Annotated in this window: 8 protein-coding genes; 4 read left to right on the top strand and 4 right to left on the bottom strand. The window is 66.1% G+C overall.

Features of this window, described 5'->3' with window-relative positions; all coding sequences use genetic code 11:
- Both ABI385_RS11370 and speB read left to right on the top strand, forming a co-directional pair.
- Positions 1-889, top strand: an 889-nt coding sequence (locus ABI385_RS11370; protein ID WP_348103865.1) for an MFS transporter, incomplete at its 5' end; no start/stop codon positions are given.
- Positions 886-1,896 (top strand): agmatinase, encoded by a 1,011-nt coding sequence (gene speB, locus ABI385_RS11365; RefSeq protein ID WP_348103864.1) that lies wholly within the window; start codon positions 886-888, stop codon positions 1,894-1,896. The genes ABI385_RS11370 and speB, both read left to right, overlap by 4 nt.
- Positions 1,897-2,437: 541 nt before the next feature.
- Here the strand turns inward: speB and ABI385_RS11360 are convergent.
- The 4 genes from ABI385_RS11360 to ABI385_RS11345 form a co-directional block, all read right to left on the bottom strand.
- Positions 2,438-2,848 carry a nitroreductase family deazaflavin-dependent oxidoreductase gene (locus ABI385_RS11360; RefSeq protein WP_348103863.1) on the bottom strand — a complete coding sequence of 137 codons (411 nt, stop codon included), beginning with the start codon at positions 2,846-2,848 and terminating at the stop codon, positions 2,438-2,440.
- A 402-nt stretch (positions 2,849-3,250) separates the two neighbouring features.
- The gene (locus tag ABI385_RS11355) at positions 3,251-3,388 is read right to left on the bottom strand and encodes a hypothetical protein (protein WP_348103862.1); all 138 of its coding nucleotides are present in this window, start codon (positions 3,386-3,388) and stop codon (positions 3,251-3,253) included.
- A 134-nt stretch (positions 3,389-3,522) separates the two neighbouring features.
- Positions 3,523-4,032: a nucleotidyltransferase domain-containing protein gene (locus ABI385_RS18530; protein WP_407068263.1), complete on the bottom strand. Its 510-nt coding sequence runs from the start codon at positions 4,030-4,032 to the stop codon at positions 3,523-3,525.
- Positions 4,033-4,134: 102 nt separating this feature from the next.
- The gene (locus ABI385_RS11345) at positions 4,135-4,527 is read right to left on the bottom strand and encodes a DUF664 domain-containing protein (protein WP_348103860.1); all 393 of its coding nucleotides are present in this window, start codon (positions 4,525-4,527) and stop codon (positions 4,135-4,137) included.
- Positions 4,528-4,582: 55 nt separating this feature from the next.
- Between ABI385_RS11345 and ABI385_RS11340 the strand changes: the two genes are divergently transcribed.
- Both ABI385_RS11340 and ABI385_RS11335 read left to right on the top strand, forming a co-directional pair.
- Positions 4,583-5,050 (top strand): hypothetical protein, encoded by a 468-nt coding sequence (locus ABI385_RS11340; RefSeq protein WP_348103859.1) that lies wholly within the window; start codon positions 4,583-4,585, stop codon positions 5,048-5,050.
- Between the two features lie 50 nt (positions 5,051-5,100).
- The gene (locus ABI385_RS11335) at positions 5,101-5,598 is read left to right on the top strand and encodes a TetR/AcrR family transcriptional regulator (protein WP_348103858.1); all 498 of its coding nucleotides are present in this window, start codon (positions 5,101-5,103) and stop codon (positions 5,596-5,598) included.
- Positions 5,599-5,623: the final 25 nt, after the last annotated feature.

The raw sequence follows: 5,623 nt of genomic DNA, 5'->3' as shown, positions 1-5,623 counted from the left end.
CGTCGCCATCATCTGTATCCACCTCGCGGGTGACAACGCGTGGCGCTGGATGCTGTCGAGCGCCGCTGTCTTCGCCCTGGTCACCCTGTTCCTGCGTCTTGGCATACCAGAGTCTCCACGCTGGCTGATCAACAAGGGCCGCGTGGAGGAGGCCGACGCCTCGATCAAGCAGGTCTTCGGTCCGAGCTACGGCGTGGAACACTTCGGTGAGCCCGAGCCGGAGGTCAAGGCGACGCTCGCGTCGGTGTTCAAGCCGCCGTATCTGACCAGAACCCTGTTCGTCAGCCTGTTCTGGATGTGCCAGGTCATTCCTCTGCTGTCCATCTACTCCTTCTCGTTCGACATCCTCGGAAAGGTCGGGCTCAGCGGCAACGGGGCCGAGGTCTTCCTCGCCGTCCTGTTCGTCGCGGGCGGGATACCCGGCCTGTTCCTGGTGGACCGGATCGGCCGCAAGGCTTTGCTGATCTACACCTTCCTCGGCATCGGCGTGATCTGGGGCGTGGCCGGGCTCATCCCCGGGCTGCCCTACATGTTGGTCTTCGCAGCGGTCTGCGCCTTCGCGCTGCTCTCCGGGGCCTCGAACTTCCTCGAGATCGTCTACCCCAACGAGCTGTTCCCCACCGAGATCCGGGCCACTGCTGTCGGTATCGGTACGGCCGCCAGCAGGATCGGGGCTGCGGTAGCCGTGTACCTGATGCCGTTCGCGCTCGACAGAGGCATCAACTGGGTCCTGCTCGTGGGGGCCGCCATCTCGTTCGTCGGGCTCGCAGTCACCCTCGCCTGGGGTGTCGAGACCGCCGGCCGGTCGCTGGGCGACGCGTCGAGCGGCCAACCTGCCGACGCCAGCCGGTCCACCGCCACCACCGCTGCCTTGGAGGTCCAGTCATGAGCACCCGCAGATCCATCCCCGTCGGCCCCGTCAGCGGCACCGAGGTCCCGCGATACGCCGGCTCCTCGACCTTTGCCCGGATCCCTGAAATCCACGCGGTGAGCGACTACGACATCGCCATCCTGGGGGTTCCCTTCGACGGCGGCACGTCATTCCGTCCGGGTGCGCGATTCGGACCCATGGAGGTCCGCAGGTCGTCGCGCCATCTGCGTCCGGCGTTCCACGTCGAGCTCGACGTCGCGCCGTTCGAGCGGGTCCAGGTCGTCGATGCCGGCGACGTGGCCTGCACCCCGTTCAGCATCAGCGAGGCCGTCGACCAGATCGAGGCGCACGCGCACCTGGTCCAGGGCGGCAGCGGAGACCGGCGCGTCATCGCCGTCGGTGGTGACCATACGATCGCGTTGCCGATGCTGCGGTCGGTGGTGCGTCAGCACGGACCGGTGGCCATGGTCCACTTCGACGCCCACCTCGACACCTGGGACACCTACTTCAACGCACCCGTCACCCACGGCACCGTGCTGCGCCGGGCCTTCGAGGAAGGCCTACTCGCGGAGGACCACTCGATCCACCTCGGTGTCCGTGGCCCGATCTACGACCGGATCGACCTCAAGGAGGACGCTGACTTCGGCTTCAAGGCGATCAGGGCTAGCGACCTGGACCGGATCGGCATCGAGGCCGCTGTAGCGCAGGTCCGCCAGCGCGTCGGCGACACACCGGTCTACCTCTCGATCGACATCGACGTCCTCGACCCTGCGTTCGCACCTGGTACCGGCACGCCAGAGGCGGGTGGGCTGCAGAGCCGCGAGCTGCTGGCGCTGTTGCGAAACCTCAACGGCCTCAACGTCGTGGGCGCCGACGTCGTCGAGGTGGCCCCTGCCTACGACCACGCCGAGATCACCACGGTGGCGGCCGCCACCGTGGTCTACGACCTCGTCTCCCTGATGGCCAACCACGAACTGAGCAAGGACACGTCCAAGCAGCCCGTCGGAGCCGGAGCCATGCACTGACCGGTCCGTGTGCCGCGCGTCCAGCCACGCGGCGCACGGGGCCAGTCCGAACGTCCCCGTGCGTCAGACCACACCGATCCTCGATATTCCGGGGGACCAAAGACGCGGCAGTTTCCGGTGACGCCGGCCGCCCTCCCACGGCGCAGCACAAGGCAGCGCCACTCGGACCATGGCGAAAGAGCTGCCACCTCTGACAGGGGTGGCAGCTCTACCAGAACCTCTCAGGCCTATGCGACCGTGTGCTGGGGCTCTACGTCGGCAACGCAGCGACCCCGACCGAACGCAAGCCGTCGTGAATGCGGCCGCGGTGGCGTACCGGCCCGTGCTACGCCACGGCGGTGGTTCGGGCGAGTGTCCACGACGACGCGAGCGGTGACGGTCGCGGCGAGCCTCGGCAAACAATGCACGAGGCCGCCGCTGCATCTCTCGGGCCGCTCTGAACGCCGCAACCAGCCCGCAGAAGTGGCCCCCGCCCTCGCCGCTCAGCGTTGGACGGGCGGCGGTAACACCCAGGCAATTCTCGGTGTGATGCCGTCAGCCGCTAGGAGTTGCTGCGATCTGCGGTGGCGTCGTCGACTGTGAGCACGATGAGCGGGCTGTCACGGAGCATGTCCGGCACGTCTGTGCGGCCCCATCGCTTGGCGGCCGCCTCGATGAGGGGCCGACGCTCATCGGGGTCAGTGACGACGCGCGCCGTCGCCGGCAGGTCCGCCACTACCGACTGCTTCAAGTGAACAACGACGTGTGGGTCGGCTTCGATGTTGTAGATCCAGTCACGCACGCGGTCGGCCCGGGGCATCCCGGTGATGAACAGTAGATCGTCATCACTGTGGAGGAAGATCTCGATCCGTCGCAGCTGGCCAGACCGCCGGCCCCTAGTCGTCAGATCGATGACCTGACTTTGGTGCAACGCGGCCCGGCTGACTGCACTCAACGGACTCTCGTGGTCCATAGCGCGATCCTCTCGATTGAACCGTCCCCGGACGCCCTACCGGGGCCGCGGCCGTGCAACCAGGTCAACAGGTCAGCGGTTCGCGTTAATCCCGGTGGGTGGCGTTACCATCGCGACCTCGATCGACGAAGCGCTGTGCGTTCACCGGGCGAGCGGTCGAGTCCAGACCCGGACGTTCTTTGTGACCTGGAACCGCGGCGGTCGAGCTCGCCCAGGTGGAACGCGCCACGTCCGACGCACCACCGATCCCACCGAACGAGGTCGAACCAGTCCTCGTCCGCGTACTCCGCGACATCGACGAAATGGCTTCAGACTGCTCAGACTACGGAGTAGCAACGACCGTGAGAACCAGACCGCCTCTACCTGATTGACTCGTCGCAATCTGGAACCACCCTCTCGACGTCACTCGACCGTGTAGGTGGACAGCTCGGTCTCGTCGGGCGCCTCGATGAGCCGCCTCCATTCGGCGAGGTCCGAACGCGTGACGGGAGGGTCTTTCATGCCTCGGTCCCGGATCCGGTCGTAGAGCACGTCGTCCACGTCGAGGAAGATCAGTGTCGAGCAGAGCCTCGCGTTCCTCCAGCCCTGGGCTACTCGGATGACGAAGCTCGCAGAGTGTGTCGATGGCCTTTGGTTTCTACCCATGAGCGGTCGTGGGACCTTCCCGGTGAGGGTCACGAGAACTGCCCGGTAGTGGCCATGGGCTCTAGAGCGCCGCGAGGCCGGCGAGGATGCTGAGGTCGTGAAGATCCTGGGGCCTCGGGTCGTACCCAACATGAAACTCGCCCTGCAACCGGAGCGAGATGCAGGGGCACACGCCTGGCGGCGATGCTCCCGACGACCAGGTCGGCCGCCGGGTAAGGGAACGTGACATCGTCCAGGCCCTGCTGCACGCCGTTACCGGCGCTATCGAACCGGACCGGGTGAAGGTCAGCCCATCCACCGGGGCCACCGACCATCTCCAGGCGCACGGGAAGCCAGTCGGTCTCTGCGGTGAACCCCGTAGCCTCGAGCGTTGTGCGAGCGGTCTCAAACGTGTCAGCGTCGACGGCCAGGTCGAGGTCGCGGTGCTCGCGAGTCGCTTCACCATGGAGCGCGTCGACTCCCCATTCCCCGGTGAGCCAGTAGCGGACGCCCGCATGCTCGAGAGCATCGAGGATATGGACCACCTCGCTGGTGCGCATGAGGCGTGAGCATGCCAGATCAACGGTGGCGTCCGCACTAGAAATAGCCGGCCTCGCCGACGTCGGCGCCCGACAAACTTCAGCCCTGGGTCGTGATCCGGGTCAAACAGCTGATCGGGCAGCCGCCTCGATCTCCTCGCGCCGCTCCATCCAGAAGTCTGGGTCGTGACTCTTCTCGGCCATGCCCTCCGCGTCGGTTCCCACTGTGCCGTCGAGCTCTTCACGAAGGATGTCGGCGTGGCCGGCGTGCCGACTGGTCTCGGCAAGCAGGTGGACGAGGATGTTGAGTAGGGGCACCTCGGCGTCCTGCCACCAGGCCACGCGGCCGGTGGCATCGAGAGCGAGAGCGGCTACGGTCGCGTCGCTGTGGTGCCACACGCGTCGGTAACGGTCAATGACGTCCCTGCGGGACTCGTGCTCGGTCGCCCACATGTCGGCGAGTCGCTCGACCTCGAGGTCCCACCGAGGCAGTGGTTCGGGAAAGGGACGGTCCAAAAACCCTCGCCGAGGTACCTGGCGCGGTGGCCCGCTCGCGCGCCCATCGACGCTGATGACGACGAAGATCGTTGCACGATGCGGAACGACGTACGCCCGCCCCTGTTGCTTTATTGGCCGCGCGGCCGATATTATCGGCCGTATGGCCAATAGCGATCGGTTGTCATCCGTCACCTACGTCGTGCGCGTGTATGTGGTGGTGGTCTTGGCCACCATCGCTGCACTGATCATCATGTCGGTGGTCTCTCCGCGTCTGGCTACCGATCATGCCTGGGGGCACGCGGTGATCGTGGCCGTGTTCGCGGTGCTGTTGCCGCTGAGGATGCGGTCCGCGCGGGCGGGCAACCGGGGCGGGTTGCTCGCCGTCGGAATCATCAGCGCCGCGCTTTTGCTGGTCAACATTGTTGAGGTCCTCATCCCTGGGTTCCTACCGATGTGGATGCGGATCGAGATGATCGGCATTGCCGCCTTGATGGCAGTGTCCGTTGTGCTGGTCGCCCAGATCGCGGCACGCGAGCATTGAGCGGTCGGTCCCGGCGTCAACGATGCACGAACTGCGACGACAATGGTCCGATGAGTTCACCGGACCGGGCATTGGCGCATCCGCGACGCCGTCAACGCCTCGACGAGGCACAACGACGTAAGCAGATCATCGCCGGCTGCATCCAGGTTGTGGCCGAGCATGGATACCAGCAGGCATCTCTCGCGCTCATCGCCGAGGTCGCCGGGGTATCCAAAGGCCTGATCTGGCACTACTACTCCGACCGCGACACCCTGATGGAACAGGCTGCGGTCACCACCGTCGCCCAGCTGCGCAACCGGGTCGGCGCCGACATCGACCTGACCTACTACGAGGAGACCTACCAAGCCCAAGAGCAGCTGTTTCGCCGCGGTCAGGCCGAGGGATCGCTGCGCGAGTTCGATACCCGTGTCATGGCCGTCACCTACCAGGGCGCTGTCGACGCGATGCTCGGATACCTGGAATCACACACCGACACCCTCAGCAGTCTGCTCATCGCGCCAGTGGCGGATCGGTCGGGAGCCTCCATCGGATGTCGCTCAGCCGGGTAGCCGCTTCTGCCACGCTCCCGAGACG

The sequence above is a fragment of the Lapillicoccus sp. genome (assembly GCF_039935575.1).
Classification (GTDB): Bacteria; Actinomycetota; Actinomycetes; order Actinomycetales; family Dermatophilaceae; genus Lapillicoccus.
This window is presented reverse-complemented; position numbering and strand designations above follow the sequence as displayed.